20 protein-coding genes and 1 tRNA gene are annotated in these 15,270 nt (G+C 54.4%); 17 read left to right on the top strand and 4 right to left on the bottom strand.

Features of this window, described 5'->3' with window-relative positions; genetic code table 11:
• Window positions 1-28: 28 nt before the first annotated feature.
• The 8 genes from glyA to thiL are packed head-to-tail and all read left to right on the top strand — an operon-like array spanning window position 29 to window position 6,617.
• Window positions 29-1,303, top strand: a complete 1,275-nt coding sequence (gene glyA, locus AC5Q5A_RS06335) for a serine hydroxymethyltransferase (RefSeq protein ID WP_064789160.1) — start codon at window positions 29-31, stop codon at window positions 1,301-1,303.
• Window positions 1,304-1,327: 24 nt separating this feature from the next.
• Window positions 1,328-1,801 carry a transcriptional regulator NrdR gene (gene nrdR / locus AC5Q5A_RS06330; RefSeq protein WP_008891109.1) on the top strand — a complete coding sequence of 158 codons (474 nt, stop codon included), beginning with the start codon at window positions 1,328-1,330 and terminating at the stop codon, window positions 1,799-1,801.
• Window positions 1,801-2,922: a bifunctional diaminohydroxyphosphoribosylaminopyrimidine deaminase/5-amino-6-(5-phosphoribosylamino)uracil reductase RibD gene (ribD, locus tag AC5Q5A_RS06325; protein ID WP_493894717.1), complete on the top strand. Its 1,122-nt coding sequence runs from the start codon at window positions 1,801-1,803 to the stop codon at window positions 2,920-2,922. The genes nrdR and ribD overlap by 1 nt, the downstream gene beginning before the upstream one ends.
• A 4-nt stretch (window positions 2,923-2,926) precedes the next feature.
• Complete coding sequence (locus AC5Q5A_RS06320; protein WP_493894716.1) at window positions 2,927-3,514, top strand: riboflavin synthase; 588 nt, start codon at window positions 2,927-2,929, stop codon at window positions 3,512-3,514.
• Window positions 3,515-3,520: 6 nt separating this feature from the next.
• Window positions 3,521-4,675, top strand: a complete 1,155-nt coding sequence (ribB, locus tag AC5Q5A_RS06315; RefSeq protein WP_493894715.1) for a 3,4-dihydroxy-2-butanone-4-phosphate synthase — start codon at window positions 3,521-3,523, stop codon at window positions 4,673-4,675.
• Between the two features lie 4 nt (window positions 4,676-4,679).
• Complete coding sequence (gene ribH / locus AC5Q5A_RS06310) at window positions 4,680-5,144, top strand: 6,7-dimethyl-8-ribityllumazine synthase (RefSeq protein ID WP_008891105.1); 465 nt, start codon at window positions 4,680-4,682, stop codon at window positions 5,142-5,144.
• Window positions 5,144-5,641: a transcription antitermination factor NusB gene (gene nusB, locus AC5Q5A_RS06305; RefSeq protein ID WP_063089462.1), complete on the top strand. Its 498-nt coding sequence runs from the start codon at window positions 5,144-5,146 to the stop codon at window positions 5,639-5,641. The genes ribH and nusB overlap by 1 nt, the downstream gene beginning before the upstream one ends.
• A gap of 1 nt (window position 5,642) precedes the next feature.
• On the top strand, window positions 5,643-6,617 hold the full coding sequence (gene thiL / locus AC5Q5A_RS06300) for a thiamine-phosphate kinase (RefSeq protein ID WP_493894714.1): 975 nt from the start codon (window positions 5,643-5,645) through the stop codon (window positions 6,615-6,617).
• A gap of 29 nt (window positions 6,618-6,646) precedes the next feature.
• Here the strand turns inward: thiL and AC5Q5A_RS06295 are convergent, their stop codons facing one another.
• The gene (locus AC5Q5A_RS06295) at window positions 6,647-7,096 is read right to left on the bottom strand and encodes an outer membrane protein assembly factor BamE (protein WP_008891102.1); all 450 of its coding nucleotides are present in this window, start codon (window positions 7,094-7,096) and stop codon (window positions 6,647-6,649) included.
• A gap of 165 nt (window positions 7,097-7,261) precedes the next feature.
• Between AC5Q5A_RS06295 and AC5Q5A_RS06290 the strand changes: the two genes are divergently transcribed.
• From AC5Q5A_RS06290 to AC5Q5A_RS06260, 7 genes are all read left to right on the top strand, one after another.
• The gene (locus AC5Q5A_RS06290) at window positions 7,262-7,834 is read left to right on the top strand and encodes a ubiquinol-cytochrome C chaperone family protein (protein ID WP_064789166.1); all 573 of its coding nucleotides are present in this window, start codon (window positions 7,262-7,264) and stop codon (window positions 7,832-7,834) included.
• Window positions 7,827-8,405 (top strand): YceD family protein, encoded by a 579-nt coding sequence (locus AC5Q5A_RS06285; protein ID WP_008891100.1) that lies wholly within the window; start codon window positions 7,827-7,829, stop codon window positions 8,403-8,405. Before AC5Q5A_RS06290 ends, AC5Q5A_RS06285 begins: the two co-directional genes overlap by 8 nt.
• 255 nt (window positions 8,406-8,660) lie before the next feature.
• Window positions 8,661-9,740: a phosphate acyltransferase PlsX gene (gene plsX / locus AC5Q5A_RS06280; protein WP_493894713.1), complete on the top strand. Its 1,080-nt coding sequence runs from the start codon at window positions 8,661-8,663 to the stop codon at window positions 9,738-9,740.
• A 41-nt stretch (window positions 9,741-9,781) separates the two neighbouring features.
• Entirely contained in the window at window positions 9,782-10,753 is a 972-nt protein-coding gene (locus tag AC5Q5A_RS06275; protein ID WP_493894712.1) for a beta-ketoacyl-ACP synthase III, read from the top strand.
• Between the two features lie 155 nt (window positions 10,754-10,908).
• Complete coding sequence (locus AC5Q5A_RS06270) at window positions 10,909-11,199, top strand: integration host factor subunit alpha (RefSeq protein WP_008891097.1); 291 nt, start codon at window positions 10,909-10,911, stop codon at window positions 11,197-11,199.
• A 24-nt stretch (window positions 11,200-11,223) separates the two neighbouring features.
• Window positions 11,224-11,694, top strand: coding sequence for a MerR family transcriptional regulator (locus tag AC5Q5A_RS06265; protein WP_493894711.1), 471 nt, complete (start codon window positions 11,224-11,226; stop codon window positions 11,692-11,694).
• Window positions 11,695-11,762: 68 nt separating this feature from the next.
• Window positions 11,763-11,839, top strand: a tRNA-Pro gene (locus tag AC5Q5A_RS06260).
• Window positions 11,840-11,885: 46 nt separating this feature from the next.
• Here AC5Q5A_RS06260 and AC5Q5A_RS06255 read toward each other — a convergent pair.
• Both AC5Q5A_RS06255 and AC5Q5A_RS06250 read right to left on the bottom strand, forming a co-directional pair.
• A complete protein-coding gene (locus AC5Q5A_RS06255) occupies window positions 11,886-12,464 on the bottom strand; it encodes a histidine phosphatase family protein (RefSeq protein ID WP_493894710.1) in 579 nt (192 codons plus the stop codon).
• A gap of 118 nt (window positions 12,465-12,582) precedes the next feature.
• The gene (locus tag AC5Q5A_RS06250) at window positions 12,583-12,828 is read right to left on the bottom strand and encodes a hypothetical protein (protein ID WP_063089473.1); all 246 of its coding nucleotides are present in this window, start codon (window positions 12,826-12,828) and stop codon (window positions 12,583-12,585) included.
• Between the two features lie 103 nt (window positions 12,829-12,931).
• Here AC5Q5A_RS06250 and cutA point away from each other — a divergent pair, with 103 nt between their 5' ends.
• The gene (gene cutA, locus AC5Q5A_RS06245; RefSeq protein WP_008891093.1) at window positions 12,932-13,288 is read left to right on the top strand and encodes a divalent-cation tolerance protein CutA; all 357 of its coding nucleotides are present in this window, start codon (window positions 12,932-12,934) and stop codon (window positions 13,286-13,288) included.
• A 63-nt stretch (window positions 13,289-13,351) separates the two neighbouring features.
• Window positions 13,352-13,915, top strand: a complete 564-nt coding sequence (locus AC5Q5A_RS06240) for a septation protein A (protein WP_120226037.1) — start codon at window positions 13,352-13,354, stop codon at window positions 13,913-13,915.
• An 83-nt stretch (window positions 13,916-13,998) separates the two neighbouring features.
• Here AC5Q5A_RS06240 and AC5Q5A_RS06235 read toward each other — a convergent pair whose 3' ends face one another.
• Window positions 13,999-15,204, bottom strand: a complete 1,206-nt coding sequence (locus AC5Q5A_RS06235) for a bifunctional 2-C-methyl-D-erythritol 4-phosphate cytidylyltransferase/2-C-methyl-D-erythritol 2,4-cyclodiphosphate synthase (RefSeq protein WP_493894709.1) — start codon at window positions 15,202-15,204, stop codon at window positions 13,999-14,001.
• Window positions 15,205-15,270: the final 66 nt, after the last annotated feature.

Genomic DNA, 15,270 nt, shown 5'->3' with positions numbered 1-15,270 from the left:
GTCACATCGCATCGAAAGAGGCCCCCGCATGTCGTTCAAAGGCTTTTTCACCACCAGCTTGGCCGAAGCTGATCCGGCACTGTACAAATCTGTCACCGACGAGCTTGATCGTCAGCAGAACCAGATCGAGATGATTGCTTCGGAAAACATCGTTTCCAAAGCGGTTATTGAGGCGCAGGGCACTGTCCTGACCAACAAATACGCCGAAGGTTATCCTTCGCGCCGTTATTATGGTGGTTGTGAATATGTTGACGTTGCCGAACAGCTGGCAATTGATCGCGCCAAGGAAATCTTTGGCTGCGAGTTTGTCAACGTTCAGCCCCATTCCGGTGCGCAGGCAAACGGTGCGGTGATGCTGGCCCTTTGCAAGCCGGGCGACACCATTCTGGGTATGTCGCTTGATGCTGGTGGCCATCTGACGCACGGTGCGCGTCCTGCACTGTCGGGCAAGTGGTTCAATGCGGTTCAGTATGGCGTTCGTGAAGATGACCTGACCCTTGATTACGATCAGGTTGAGGCCCTTGCGGTTGAACACAAGCCGGCGCTGATCATTGCCGGTGGTTCGGCCATTCCGCGTCAGATCGATTTCAAGCGTTTCCGCGAAATCGCTGACAAGGTTGGCGCGCTTCTGATGGTTGATATGGCGCACTTTGCAGGCCTCGTTGCCGGTGGCGTGCATCCGAGCCCGCTTCCCTATGCAGACGTCGTAACCACCACCACGCATAAAACCCTTCGCGGTCCGCGTGGCGGCATGATCCTGTCAAACAACCTCGAGATCGGCAAAAAGATCAATTCCGCCGTCTTCCCGGGTCTGCAGGGTGGTCCGCTGATGCATGTGATTGCAGCCAAGGCAGTTGCCTTTGGCGAAGCACTTCGTCCGGAATTCAAGGCATATGCCCAGCAGGTTGTTGATAACGCCAAGGCACTGGCCGAAGTCCTCGTTAAACGTGGCTTTGACATCGTGACCGGTGGTACCGATACGCACCTGATGCTGGTGGACTTGCGTCCGAAGGGCCTGAAAGGCAACACGGCGGAAGTCGCACTGGAACGTGCAGGCATCACGTGTAACAAAAACGGTATTCCGTTTGACACCGAAAAGCCGACCATTACGTCTGGTGTGCGTCTTGGTACGCCGGCTGGTACGACACGTGGTTTCGGTGTTGCCGAGTTCCAGCAGATTGGTGAACTGATCGGTGACGTTCTGGATGCGATGGTCGACAACCCGGAAGGCAATGCCGAAGTCGAGGCCGCCGTCCGTGCGAAGGTCGAAGACCTCTGCAAGCGTTTCCCGATCTATTCCTGATCGATTTGAGGCTTAGATAAAAATATGCGTTGCCCGTTTTGCGGACATACCGATACCCAGGTTAAGGACTCCCGTCCGACCGAAGAGCATCATGCCATTCGTCGTCGCCGGTTCTGTCCTGCCTGTGGTTCACGCTTCACGACATTTGAACGTGTCCAGTTGCGTGAGTTGATGGTTGTGAAAACAGACGGGCAACGCGAATTGTTCGACCGCGACAAACTGGCGCGGTCGATCTTTCTTGCGTGTCGCAAACGCCCGATTGAAGACGAACGTGTTGAGAAGGCCCTTAATGGCATTCAACGCCGTCTTGAAAGCAGTGGCGAAAGCGACATTTCCACCGATACCATTGGTGAAATGGTGATGGAGGCGCTGAATGCCCTCGATCAGGTGGCTTATGTACGCTACGCTTCGGTGTACAAGAATTTCCGTGAAGCCCGCGATTTCGAACAATTCGTCGAAAAAATGCATGATGGGGAAGAAGAGGCGGACGCAGAGTAATGACAGCCCCCGCGTTTAGCGAAGACGACCGGCATTTCATGCGGGTCGCATTGAGCCTGTCAAAACGCGGTTTGGGAAATGTCTGGCCTAACCCGTCGGTTGGCTGTGTCCTTGTTTCTTCTGATGGCACCATCGTTGGCCGTGGTCACACGCAGCCAGGTGGCCGTCCGCATGCCGAACGTGTTGCCCTTGATCTGGCCGGTCCCTTGGCCCGTGGTGCAACCGCCTATGTCACCCTTGAACCCTGTAGTCATGTTGGCAAAACGCCGCCCTGTGCAACCGGTCTTATCGAAGCCGGGGTGTCGCGGGTTGTCAGCGCGCTGACCGATCCGGATCCGCGTGTGTCGGGCAGGGGGCATGAAATGCTGCGTGAGGCGGGCATTCAGGTTGATGTCGGGCTTTATGCCGACGAGGCCCGGCGTGTGAATGAAGGGTTCCTTTCCAAGGCCGAACGTTCCCGTCCGTTTGTCACCCTTAAACTGGCATCGACCCTTGATGCGCGATCTGCCACTGCCAGTGGCGAAAGCCAGTGGATTACGGGTGCTGGCGCACGCGAAGCCGGTCACATGCTGCGCGCCAATCATGACGCCATTCTGGTCGGTGCCAAGACGGTCATCGCCGATGATCCGAGTTTGACCTGTCGTCTTGCCGGGCGGGATCATCAATCACCGGTGCGTGTCATTCTGGACCGTGCAGGTAGCGTGCCAGTGACTGCCAAGCTTGTCCAGACGGCCGACGACGTGCCGACATGGGTGGTGACAGCCGACAAGAATTTCGCCGAACTATCGGAAAAATTTGAAAAAACTGCTGTAAAAGTGATTTCTGCCGGATGCGCAGATGATCATTTGGACCTACATGATGTGCTGTGTAAGCTGGCAGATGAAGGTCTGACACGTGTTCTTGTTGAAAGTGGTGGAAATCTTGCCGCTGGTTTGATCAGGGCGGGCGTCGTGGATCGTATCATTCATTTCATCGCGCCATCGTTGATTGGTGACGACGGCAAGGCAATGATTGCGGATCTTGGTCTGAAACAGCTTGCCGACGCACCGCATTTCAAACGTACTTCAGTTCGTGAAGTGGGTGCGGATATTGCGGTAACCTACGATAAAATAACGGAATAAATGAATGTTCACTGGCATCATCACCGATATTGCAACCGTTCGTGCAATCAAGAAAGCCGGCGACACCCGGTTTGAGTTCACCACATCGTTTGATACCTCAAAGATCGTTTTGGGGGCATCGATCGCTTGCAATGGTGCCTGCATGACCGTGATCGAAACCGGTGATGACTGGTTTGCCATCGAGGCATCGGCAGAAAGCCTGTCGCGGACGACGCTGGGTGACCTTGTTGTCGGATCCAAGGTCAATCTCGAACAGGCGACGCGTGTCGGCGATGAGTTGGGGGGGCACATCGTATCCGGGCATGTCGATGGCGTCGCAACGCTGACCAAACGCGTACCCGAAGGCGACTCTTTGCGCCTTACATTCGAAGTGCCCGAAGCCTTTGCGAAATATATCGCATCCAAGGGATCGGTGACGCTTGAAGGTGTGTCTTTGACCGTCAACGAGGTTGACGGGAACACATTTGGTATCAATCTGATACCGCATACCCAAAACGAAACCACATTGGGTTCAAAGCAGCCGGGCGACCGGATCAACTTTGAAATCGATATGCTGGCACGCTACGTCGCGCGCATGCTGGGCAAGGATTGATCAACAATGCCGCATAATTATCTTTCGCCAATAGAAGACGTCATCGAAGAGGCCCGCAATGGCCGGATGTTTATTCTTGTCGATGACGAGGACCGCGAAAACGAGGGCGATCTGGTTATTCCGGCCCAGATGGCAACGCCCGATGCCATCAATTTCATGGCAACCCATGGTCGCGGCCTGATTTGCCTGACGCTTGAATCTGAGCGCTGCGACGAGCTTGGCCTGACCATGATGAGCGCGCATAACGGCACGCGCCACGAAACAGCCTTTACTGTATCGATCGAGGCCAAGACAGGCGTGACCACCGGTATTTCCGCCCCTGACCGCGCGCGGACTGTGGCCGTTGCAATTGATCCCAATGCCGGTCGCCACGACATCGTGACACCGGGCCATGTATTCCCGCTCCGCGCGCGTCCGGGTGGGGTTTTGGTGCGGGCCGGTCACACAGAGGCATCTGTTGATATCGCACGCCTTGCGGGCCTGAACCCGTCTGGTGTCATTTGTGAAATCATGAGCGATTCGGGTGAAATGGCGCGATTGCCAGAACTGGTCGAGTTCGCCAAGAAGCACGATCTCAAGATCGCGCAGATTGCCGATCTGATCCGCTATCGCCGCAAGCATGAAAAGGTCGTTCAGCGTAAAGCCACCACCAAGATCAAAAGTGTGAATGGCGGCGAGTTTGACATGCATCTTTATGTCAACAACGTCACATATGCCGAACATATTGCGCTGGTCAAAGGCGATATTTCTGATGATGCGCCGGTTCTGACCCGTGTGCACGCCCTAAATGTGATAGAAGATGTCTTGGGCGATACCCAAACGGGTCATCAGGGCCAACTTTCGGCCGCCATGCGCCAGATTGGCGAGGAAGGGCGTGGTGTGGTTGTCCTGATCCGTGAACCGCGCCCGAACACGCTGTCTGCATCGATTGCCAAACTGATCGAGATGAATGGCGGTGATGGTGATGCCCTGCGTCAGGAACTGGCGAATGAGAACGGTGATGGCGATTTGCGCGACTATGGTGTCGGCGCACAAATCTTGCATGATCTTGGCATTCGCGACATGATTCTGCTTTCAAATACCAAACGCCACATTGTAGGACTTGACGGCTTCGGTCTAAATCTGGTTGATCAGCGTCCGCTTGTCGTCTCGGAGGAATAAAATCATGAGCAACGCCCCCCACATTCTGATTGTGGATGCGCCGTATTACACGCATATCGTCGAAGATCTTGTCAAAGGGGCGGCTTCGACGTTGCAAGCTGGTGGCGCGACGTGGGACCGTATTTCGGTCGCGGGTGCGTTTGAAGTGCCGATTACCATCCGTTATGCTGTGCAGTCGATGGAAGAACTGGCCACCGGTCCGCGCTATGACGGTTATCTTGCGCTGGGGTGTGTTATCCGTGGCGAAACCACGCATTACGATCACATTTGCGAAGAAGCCAACCGTGCGCTGATGCAGCTTTGCCTTGACTACAACCTGGCAATCGGCAATGGCATCCTGACTGTCGAGAACGAGGCGCAGGCACTTGCACGAGCCAAGGCTGACGAAAAGAACAAGGGTGGCGAGGCTGCCAAAGCTGTTCTGCGTCAGATTGAAGTTCAAAACCACTTTGGAATACATCACAAGTAATGACCGAGAAATCAAAGGCATCAGCCGCACAACGGCGCAGCGCGGCGCGTTTTGCCGCTATTCAGGCGCTTTACCAGGCAGAACTTTCGCAGCTGCCTGCCGCTGATATCGTGCGCGAATATTCCGACTTCCGCCTTGATGGTACGGGTGGTCGCGATCTTGATGTGCCAAACGAAGACCTGATCGATCCGGATCGCGGCTTTTTCGCCGATCTGGTTCAGGGCGTTGCCGCGCGCATGGTCGATCTTGATGCGCTGATCAATGGTGCGCTTGAAAAGGGCTGGACCACGCAGCGTCTTGAGACGGTTCTGCGCAGTATCCTGCGTGCGGGCACGTATGAACTGATCGCACGTGAAGACGTGCCGATGCGGGTTGTCATCACGGAATATGTCGACGCAGCGCATTCGTTCTTTGACGAGAACGAACCGAAGCTGGTCAATGCCGTGCTGGACCGTATCGGGAAAACCTTGCGTCCCGGTGAAGCCGGACAGAATTGATATGGCAGCGCGATCCGGCGAATTTGAACTGATCGCGCGCCATTTTGCGCCCATTGCGCAAAGTGATCCGGCCGCATTGTCTTTGAAGGATGATGCGGCCGTATTTTCACCACCAGCCGGGCACGAGGTTGTTGTAACCACCGATGCGCTGGTGGCTGATGTCCATTTCCGAAGCATTGATGAACCCGAACTGATCGCAAAGAAAGTTCTGCGCGTGAACCTGTCGGACTTGACGGCCATGGGCGCCCGACCGGGGGGCGTGGTATTGAGTTCGGGTTATAATCGCGATCTGTTGGATGACTGGGTGGCACGATTTGCCAAGGGCTTTGGCGAAGACTGTGCGGCTTATGATGTTTCGCTTTGGGGCGGGGATACGGTTGCAACGCCGGGCCCGACATTCTTCAGCCTGACGGCATTTGGCTATGTTCCAACGGGCAGGGCCCTGCGACGTGATCTGGCAAAGCCGGGCGATGTTTTGGCCGTCACCGGAACGTTGGGCGATGCGGCCTTGGGGCTGGCGCTACTGAACGGCGAATTTCCCGATCTTGCACCGGATTTGGCTGCGTTTCTGAAAGACCGTTATTGGTTGCCGCAGCCACGGATGATGGAAAGTGCGGCCTGTATCGCATCGAAACGACGTCTGGCTGCCATGGATATTTCCGACGGGCTTGCAGGGGATTGTCGCAAGATTTGTTCTGCGTCGGGTGTCGGTCTTGTGATCAACCGCGATGCTGTTCCGCTATCCAAGGCGGCACGCGCGGTGTTGGATGGTGATGAAAACCAGTGGTCGCGCATTCTTGCGGGCGGTGATGACTACGAACTTCTGATTGCTGGCGCACCCGATGATGTTGCTGCCCTAGGTGATGCCTTCACCGTCATCGGTGGGGTGACGGATGAGGTTGGCGTTGTATCACTGATCGGTGCGGATGGAAAAATGGCCGAACTCGCAGATGGCGGGTTCGACCATTTTAAGTAACGACAGATCTCTAGATCGGCTCAGGCGGCTTATTTCTGCTCGCTGAAGCGGCCGAGGTTGCCAAACAGCTGTTGCAGGATCGTGATTTCACGACCGGCAGTCGGTGTGACGCGGTCCGTCGGGATAACCGGCTTGCCGTCTTCGAGGTCATATTCACTCAGGATTTCGACGCGGTTGGCCGCATCGAAGCTGATCAGAATGACTTTCTGCTGGACGGTTTCGGGTTCGAAGAACGCGACGGTCTCGGTCACACTGGAAATATAAAGCCAGACATTTTCGTCAAAGGCGGCAACCGATGATGGCGATCCCAGAATATTGGTGACATCACCCTTGGTCGATTCTCCGACAGAGATCTGTTCAAGCTGTTCTGGGTCCGGCGCGTGGCCGCGGGTCGCAATTCTGGGGCTGCAGGCAGCGACAAAGGCAATAGCCAGCCCTGCCAGCATGATCAGGGGAATGCGGGTAGTTTTGTTATCCATGAAGCTCACCTGAGCGACCCTCTTCTTGAAGCGAAACCGGAATTGCCTTGAGTTTCTGCGCGAGGCGCATGATATTGCCGGGCAATGCATGGGGCAGACATGCCCCAAAGAGATTTACGGCATTCTGCGTGCCACGACAGGAATGTCAACGAAGGAGTGTTACTGTTGTTTGGATGGCTTAAGAAAAAAGACCGCAAGCAAACTGCTGCGTTCGAGCTTTACACGGCAATGGTAACCCAGGCGCGCCAACCGGACTTCTACGCAAAGCTTGGCGTTCCCGATAAGATGGAAGGGCGCTTTGACCTTATTCTCGTTCATGCATTCATCCTGTTTCGCCGTCTGAAGGCCGATGATGGTGACCGTGATCTTGCACAGCGCATCTTTGATGTAATGTTTGCTGATCTTGATCAGAATATGCGTGAAATGGGGATCGGCGATGTCGGTATCCTGAAACGGATCCGCAAGATGTCTGAATCCTACCATGGGCGCATTGTTGCCTATGAAGAAGGTGTTCAGTCTGGCGCAGCCGAGCTTGCCGCCGCACTGGACCGTAATCTTTACGCTGATTGTAATGTCAGCAATGAACAACTTATGGCGATGGTTGGCTATATCCACGACGCGCTGACCAGCCTTGAAAATCAAACCATTTTGCAAATGCAGAACGGCGCGGTTCATTTTCCCGATGTCCCGGCTGTTGCTGTATCTGACTCGCACGAGAAAGAACGACCTGATGCCTGATAATTTTACCCCCGAGTTTTCCCGTATTGTCAAAACCGATGAAATGGTCAGTGGCAAAGAGAAACTTGTTATTGAAGCCAACGAAAAGGAACGTGCCGAACTGGCCAAACGGTTCGAGCTGGTTTCGATTGATAGCTTGCGCGCCGAGCTGGAAGTTAAAACCGCGTCAAACGGCGAAGTTACCGTACGTGGCCCGATGAGTGCCGAAATCGTTCAGCGCTGTGTCGCCACACTCGAGCCCGTGCCGGAAACCGTTGAAGATACGGTCGAGGTTCTTTTCTCGCCGCATGTTTCCGAAGAAGACATGCCGTCAAACCCGGACGATCTTGAAAATCTGTCGGAAGCCGAATTGATGGCGCTGCTTGAACAGCCCGAGCCGCTTGTTGATGGCATGATTGATCTGGGCGAGGTTGTGGCACAGTTCCTTGCCGTTGCGATGGACCCGTATCCGCGCAAGGATGATGCAGAACTGCCGGACTCGATCCAGACCGAAGAAGAGGCCGACGCCGACAAACCCAATCCGTTTGCGCAGCTTGCAGGCCTTAAAGAACAGCTTGAAAAGAAAAAATAGTGGTCATCCGGGCGGGAACGTCTGATGATTAGGCTTGTTGAATATGCCGGTATTTACCGGCATTTCACGTTTTGACTGCACTATGATCGCGTTCACGCTGTTATGGTGTGGGTAACCGGAATGTGCTTTACCTTGTATCTGGTGGAGAATTCCGGTAATTACGGGCGTTCCGGCTCATTGATGACAAGCTTTGCCTATTGGCTTGCCTGCCGGATACCCGGTTCAGAGATTTTAGAACAACCATAAGAGAATACGTTGCCTGAACAGGTTTGCATATCACTTGACGCGATGGGAGGAGACCACGCGCCTGAGATGGTTTTGGCTGGTGCCGAAATTGCGCTCAAGCGTTTGCCCCATCTCAAGTTTCTGATGTTTGGTGATGAAGCGAAACTCAAACCGCTTTTGGCCAAATATCCAACACTGGAAGCTGTCAGCGACATCCGCCACGCTTCGCAGGAAGTCATGATGGAAGACAAACCTTCCGTCGCGCTTCGCCAGCGCCGTGATTCCAGCATGCGTCTTGCCATCAACGCCGTCAAAGAGGGCTACGCACAGGGTGTCGTGTCTGCCGGGAATACCGGTGCGCTGATGGCGATGGCCAAGTTCGTTTTGAAAACTGTCCGTGGCATCGATCGCCCGGCAATCGCCACCTATATGCCGACACAGCGCGGCGAGACGGTGATGCTTGACCTTGGCGCAAACATAGAATGTGACGAACACAACCTTGTGCAGTTTGCCCTGATGGGGGAAGTCTTCACACGGATCCTGTTTGGTCTTGAAAAACCGTCTGTCGGTTTGCTCAACGTTGGTATCGAAGAGCTCAAGGGGAATGAGTCGGTCAAGAAAGCCGCGGCGATTTTGCGCGACATTGATCTGCCGATCCGTTTTGAGGGCTTTGTCGAAGGGGATGACCTGGCCAAGGGGACGGTCGATGTGATCGTGACTGATGGGTTTACCGGCAACGTTGCGCTGAAAACCGCAGAAGGTACTGCGCGTCTGCTGGTGCATTTCCTGCGCGAGACGTTCAAAAGTTCGTTCTTTGCCAAGATCGGTTATCTTCTTGCCCGTCGTTCGCTTCAGCGTTTCCGTGATCGCATGGATCCGCGCCGTTATAACGGGGCCATGTTGCTTGGCCTTAATGGCATTGCGGTCAAAAGCCACGGCGGCACCGACGCGCTTGGTTTTTCCAATGCCATCGGGGTTTGCCACGATCTGATCGTGAACAACCTCAATGACAGCATCAAGCACGAGCTTGCACTATTTGAAGAGGCCATGAGCGGCCTTGAAAATGCGGAGCAAGAAGACGTTGCCGTTCCTGTTGGTCAAGCCAACTGATTAACCCACCAGAAAAACAGAAAACCGGCGGTCCCCAAATCATGACAACTCGTTCTCGCATTATTGGTTGCGGTTCATATTTGCCTGCAAACGTTGTAACCAATGATGATCTGGCCAAGCGCGTTGACACGTCAGATGAATGGATTGTTGCCCGCACGGGCATTCGTCAGCGCCACATCGCAGCCGAAGGTGAAACCACCAGTGATCTTGCTTTTGCTGCTGCCAAAAGCGCGATGGAACATGCCGGTGTCACATCTGATGACATTGATTTGATCATTGTTGCGACCGCGACCCCGGACAACACATTCCCGGCCACAGCTACCAAGGTGCAAAATCGCCTTGGGGTCAAAGGGTTCGCCTTTGATGTTCAGGCTGTTTGTTCTGGCTTTATCTATGCGCTGACGACGGCGGATATGTATATCCGTAACGGTCAGGCCAAAACCGTGCTTGTCATCGGGGCGGAGACTTTTTCGCGTATCCTTGATTGGGAAGATCGCCGGACTTGCGTGCTGTTTGGCGACGGTGCGGGGGCTGTCGTTGTGCAGGCCGTTGAAGGCCAGGGCACGATTGAAGACGTCGGTATTCTTGCCAACCGTCTGCATTCTGACGGCAGCAAGTATGAGCTTCTTTATGTTGATGGCGGACCATCTGCGACCCAGACCGTCGGGCATTTGCGCATGGAAGGTCAGGAAGTCTTCCGTCACGCTGTGACAAACCTTGCCAGCGTTATTCGCGAAGTTCTGGCCGATACCGGCCTTGAGCCGGGCGATATTGACTGGCTGGTGCCGCATCAGGCCAACCAGCGCATTCTCGATAGTACGGCGCGCAAGTTTGGTATTTCCAAGGATAAGGTGGTTGTGACGGTTGATCGTCACGCCAACACGTCTGCGGCGTCAATCCCATTGGCACTGGCCGAGGCCGTCCATGACGGACGTGTCAAACGCGGTGATATTGTTGTGCTTGAAGCCATGGGCGGCGGTTTTACCTGGGGCGCATCGTTAATGCGTTGGTAAAGCCGGACCATTTGTACGGAATGACACAAATTCACGTGAAATTCTTAATTTTCACAACATTCCGTCAAAAAGCATTGTATCCTGTTGATATTGAGTGATTTCGCTACCAGATATAGCCTTGTAAATTAAGTCCCGTAATTAGGAGGCGGCCTGTCATGTCGGAAACAACGATTACCCGTGCGGATCTCGCGGAAGCCGTTTATCAGGAAGTTGGTCTGTCGCGGAATGAATCCGCCCAGCTGCTTGAAACTGTTCTCGATGAAATTTCATCGGCACTGATCAAGGACGAAGTTGTAAAAATTTCCTCTTTCGGAAGTTTCTCTGTTCGTCAAAAAGGTCAGCGTATCGGACGAAACCCGAAAACGGGTGAAGAAGTACCGATCCTTCCGCGTAAGGTGCTTGTCTTCCGGCCTTCACAGGTCCTGAAAGCCCGAATTAACGCTTAAGAAAAAGAAGTCATGAAAACGAACTTGGGGGCTGCGGCGGGAACTTCCCGCCGGACAGCAAAGTCTGACTTTGCTTTTCGCACAATTAGCGAGGCTGCAAAGGAGCTTGGTCTTCAGCAGCACGTCCTGCGGTTCTGGGAATCCAAGTTTCCCCAGATCCAGCCGATGAAACGGGCAGGGGGCAGACGTTATTATCGTCCAGAAGACATTGATTTCCTTGCCCATATTCGCACGCTGCTGCACGACCAGGGCTTTACGATCAAGGGGGTGCAAAAGCTCCTTGATCAGAACAAGGGCAAGTTGCCATCGGAAATCGCTGTAACCGGCCAGGACACAGAAACAGGCGCATCGGATATGGCGCCTAGTTCCACTGTGTCTGGAATGACCAGTGTCTCCGGTCCGGACAAAACAGCGCTGAAAGCTGTTTTGGGCGAACTCGAAGAACTTCAGGCGATCCTGCGCACAGGCCTGCAGGACGTTAAAAAAAATCCATAAAAACCATTTGCGTCTTTGGCGTGGCGCCGCTATTTATCGAGCCGCGCCAAACGGCGCAACTCTACGGTCGGAGCGTGGCGCAGCCTGGTAGCGCACCTGCATGGGGTGCAGGGGGTCGGAGGTTCGAATCCTCTCGCTCCGACCAATTATCTCCCCTTTTATATTATTGCGAAAAATCGCATCGCGGTATGCTACGGCATCAGACGCGCAAGTACGTCTATATCCGTGCCGTTATCCGCCATCCTGAACAGGATGATTTCACCAGACCGCGGGAAAATGTCGGTCAGGGCGGTGATGTTCACCTGATGGGTCACCAGTAACAGCTTTGCATCACCTTGAAGACTGGCAAGCTTTGCTTTGATTTCGGCGGTCTGTGCCGCTTCTGTGATGCGATTGCGGAAAAAGGAATTTAGCGCTGGCTCCTCGGTCACCGGACCAAGATCAAGCAACCGCGCGGTATCAACGCATCGGCACCACTGGCTTGTCAGGATTGAGGTTAATTCAACCCCCATCTCGCGGATGCGATCGCCTGTTTGACGTGCTTGTTGGCGGCCGGTGTCGTCCAGATTACGCTGTGTCGTGCAATCGCCCAGGGTGAAGTTCGCCGGATCGCCGGTGCCCGGCGCAATGGCATGGCGCATCAGGGCATGAACACCGTCAGACTGCCAAATTTGCCACGCTTCGTCGGATGCGGCAGCCGCCTGCGGAAGGCATAACAAACCACCCAGAACGGTAACCACCCGGAACATATTTCGCAGCAATATCGGCATGATCTTTACTCATCTGTTGCCATCAGCAAGATGAGTCTGATACCCGCAATCATCGGGATCGGATCAGATCGGTCAGGATTTTGCGGCTTTGGCAGGCCAAGCTTTCGGGGAAAGGGCGTTAATTGCCCGCACTGGCGACCCGACGCCCTTCGTCGGTCAGCTTGCAGATCAGCCAATCGGGTTTGACAGGGTTGTCAAACCACGGTGCCGCCCAGCCATGATCAATACAGCTTCGAACCGTTTTTTCGCTGATCTGTTTGCCATTGCCGTCAAAAAGCGGCAATTTGCCACCGGGCTGGCTAAGACCACGGCGCAGCCATTCAAGCTGCACATCGGTCGGTTTCGAATGTTTTTTCCCCGCCATCGGTACTCCTCGCACCGTTATGATATGATTGGTGATACAAACATCGGATGTTAGGTCCTGACCCTAATCAGTGTGACGGATTATCAACCATGGAGCAATCGCAATGACGCCAGAAGAGTTCCAACCAAGTGAGATGTCATTTCTGTATGTTACGGTGCCTGACATGGATATGGCACGTGTGATTGCGGGTGGTGCTATTCGCGAAAAACTTGCGGCCTGTGCCAATGTCTTGCCTCATATGACGGCGATCTATGAATGGGATGGCGATGTCGAGGAAGAAACCGAGGTGGTGGTTATCCTTAAAACGTCAAAAACAAAGGCGCTTGAATTGGCGCAATGGGTCGAAGATCACCACCCTTATGAGGTCCCCTGTATTCTTGAGCTCCCGTTGGGGCGGGGCAATCACGATTATGTTTCATGGCTGCAAACCCAATTGGGATCCGGATCACGGCTGATGTGATTGCATCTGGTGGGCATGCCCCCTAGGATGGCGCAAATTTATTCCATGGGATGATACGAGTTAATGAACCAGCTTACCAAAATGGCCCTCGAAATGGGGCCGTTGGTCCTGTTTTTTGCGGTGAATGCAACGACCAACCTGATGACAGCAACGGCAGTGTTCGTCGCCGCCACCGTCGTCGCACTCGCGACGTCATATGCGCTGGCGCGAACCATCCCGGTGATGCCGCTGATCGGTGGGGTGTTCGTCATCGTGTTTGGTGGCCTGACGCTGTATCTCGATGATGAATTGTTCATCAAGATCAAGCCAACCATAGTGAACTTGCTGTTTGCCAGCATCCTGTTTGGCGGACTGGCAGCAAGAAAACTGTTCCTGAAGCTGGTTCTGGAAAGCGCATTCAAGGCAACCGATGAAGGTTGGCGCATTCTGACCTGGCGTTGGGCGTTCTTCTTTGTGTTTCTGGCCGTGGTCAATGAAATCGTCTGGCGCAATTTCTCGACCGATACCTGGGTGGCTTTCAAGGTCTGGGGCATTATGCCGATCACAATGGTGTTTGGCATGGCGCAGGTACCGGTGCTGATGAAGCACCAGTTGCCAGAGGAAGAAGGCGACAAGGCCGCGTCCTAAGCTGTTGATGCGCGCATATATCCTTAAAATGCAGAAGGGCAGGATTTTGATCCTGCCCTTTGTCTGTTGGTCTTCGCGGTTGATCAGTTGATCGGAAGGGCAACACTGACGGCCGCCTGTGCGGCAATGCCTTCTTCGCGCCCAGTAAAGCCAAGTCGTTCGGTGGTGGTGGCCTTGACGTTGACGCGGTCCACATCAATCCCGAGAATTTCCGCGACTTTCTGGCGCATTGCCGGGGTATGTGGCCCGATTTTCGGACGTTCACAGATCAGCGTCACATCGACATTCACAATCCGTCCACCACGCTTGCGGACAAGGTCTGCCGCGTGTCTGAGAAAGATGTCGGACGCAGCCCCTTTCCATTGCATGTCGCTTGGCGGGAAGTGTTGGCCAATGTCGCCTGCCCCAATCGCGCCCAAAATCGCATCGGTCAGGGTATGCAGGCCGACATCGGCGTCGGAATGGCCTTCAAGGCGCGCGCTGTGCGGGACTTTTACCCCGCAAAGGATGCAATGATCCCCGGGCGCGAAGCGGTGAACGTCAAATCCGGTGCCAGCCCGATATTCTTCTTGCGACATGTGCGCTGTTTCCTTGTCTGTCGTATTTGCCCAGCTTTGTGCCCGGCCAAAATCATCGCGATGGGTGATCTTGTCATTGTTGGTGGTGCCGGCAACGCAAATCACATCAAGCCCGATGGCCTCAAGCAGGGCTGCATCGTCGGTAAATTCCTGACCTTCGAATTTCTGATGCGCATCGAGAATCGTTTTGAAATCAAACCCCTGAGGGGTCTGCGCACGTTGCAGGGTTTCGCGTGCAATCGTTTTGGTGATGACGCCATCCCGATCTGTCTGCTTGATGGTATCCGCCACGGGCAGGGTGGGTATTGCCCCCGGATGGGTCTGAAGCGCTGTCATAACCCGATCAATCACATCATCGGATATCCCCGGGCGCGCGGCGTCATGGATCAGAACAATATCCGGTCCCTTGGCCTCAAGGGCGCGCAATCCGTTCAGAACCGATTGCTGCCGGGTGTCACCACCTGCCACTGGTGCTGGGAGTGATCCGGTTTCATTCAAAGCCGCTGTCGCGCTTTCATACCACTCCCGGTGGGCTGGATTATAGACCACCTGAATAAGGCCGGGATCGGTATGTCGTGCAAAGCATTCGATGCAATGTGCAAGAATGCTTTTGCCGCCAAGCATGTGATATTGTTTTGGTATCGGGTCGCCAAATCTGCTACCGCTGCCGGCAGCGACGATGACAACGCCTGTTTTTTGGGTCATAAACATAAAGCCATGGCTTGTCGTGAGTGCGCCGCAGGCTATCTTTCTGCGGAGGTTTTGCCAAGTCGGCAA

Source organism: Thalassospira sp. CA1 (assembly GCF_059052855.1).
Note: the sequence above shows the minus strand (reverse complement) of the source record. Positions and strands in the feature narration are given on the sequence as shown.

Coding starts and splice junctions, on each gene's coding strand:
- ribH (WP_008891105.1), top strand. CDS start 4,680: ATGAGCAACGCCCCCCACATTCTGATTGTGGATGCGCCGTATTACACG.
- AC5Q5A_RS06255 (WP_493894710.1), bottom strand. CDS start 12,464: ATGCCGATATTGCTGCGAAATATGTTCCGGGTGGTTACCGTTCTGGGT.
- AC5Q5A_RS06240 (WP_120226037.1), top strand. CDS start 13,352: ATGAACCAGCTTACCAAAATGGCCCTCGAAATGGGGCCGTTGGTCCTG.
- AC5Q5A_RS06250 (WP_063089473.1), bottom strand. CDS start 12,828: ATGGCGGGGAAAAAACATTCGAAACCGACCGATGTGCAGCTTGAATGG.
- thiL (WP_493894714.1), top strand. CDS start 5,643: ATGGCAGCGCGATCCGGCGAATTTGAACTGATCGCGCGCCATTTTGCG.
- nusB (WP_063089462.1), top strand. CDS start 5,144: ATGACCGAGAAATCAAAGGCATCAGCCGCACAACGGCGCAGCGCGGCG.
- AC5Q5A_RS06295 (WP_008891102.1), bottom strand. CDS start 7,096: ATGGATAACAAAACTACCCGCATTCCCCTGATCATGCTGGCAGGGCTG.
- cutA (WP_008891093.1), top strand. CDS start 12,932: ATGACGCCAGAAGAGTTCCAACCAAGTGAGATGTCATTTCTGTATGTT.
- AC5Q5A_RS06235 (WP_493894709.1), bottom strand. CDS start 15,204: ATGTTTATGACCCAAAAAACAGGCGTTGTCATCGTCGCTGCCGGCAGC.
- AC5Q5A_RS06285 (WP_008891100.1), top strand. CDS start 7,827: ATGCCTGATAATTTTACCCCCGAGTTTTCCCGTATTGTCAAAACCGAT.
- glyA (WP_064789160.1), top strand. CDS start 29: ATGTCGTTCAAAGGCTTTTTCACCACCAGCTTGGCCGAAGCTGATCCG.
- AC5Q5A_RS06275 (WP_493894712.1), top strand. CDS start 9,782: ATGACAACTCGTTCTCGCATTATTGGTTGCGGTTCATATTTGCCTGCA.
- nrdR (WP_008891109.1), top strand. CDS start 1,328: ATGCGTTGCCCGTTTTGCGGACATACCGATACCCAGGTTAAGGACTCC.
- ribB (WP_493894715.1), top strand. CDS start 3,521: ATGCCGCATAATTATCTTTCGCCAATAGAAGACGTCATCGAAGAGGCC.
- AC5Q5A_RS06320 (WP_493894716.1), top strand. CDS start 2,927: ATGTTCACTGGCATCATCACCGATATTGCAACCGTTCGTGCAATCAAG.
- AC5Q5A_RS06270 (WP_008891097.1), top strand. CDS start 10,909: ATGTCGGAAACAACGATTACCCGTGCGGATCTCGCGGAAGCCGTTTAT.
- ribD (WP_493894717.1), top strand. CDS start 1,801: ATGACAGCCCCCGCGTTTAGCGAAGACGACCGGCATTTCATGCGGGTC.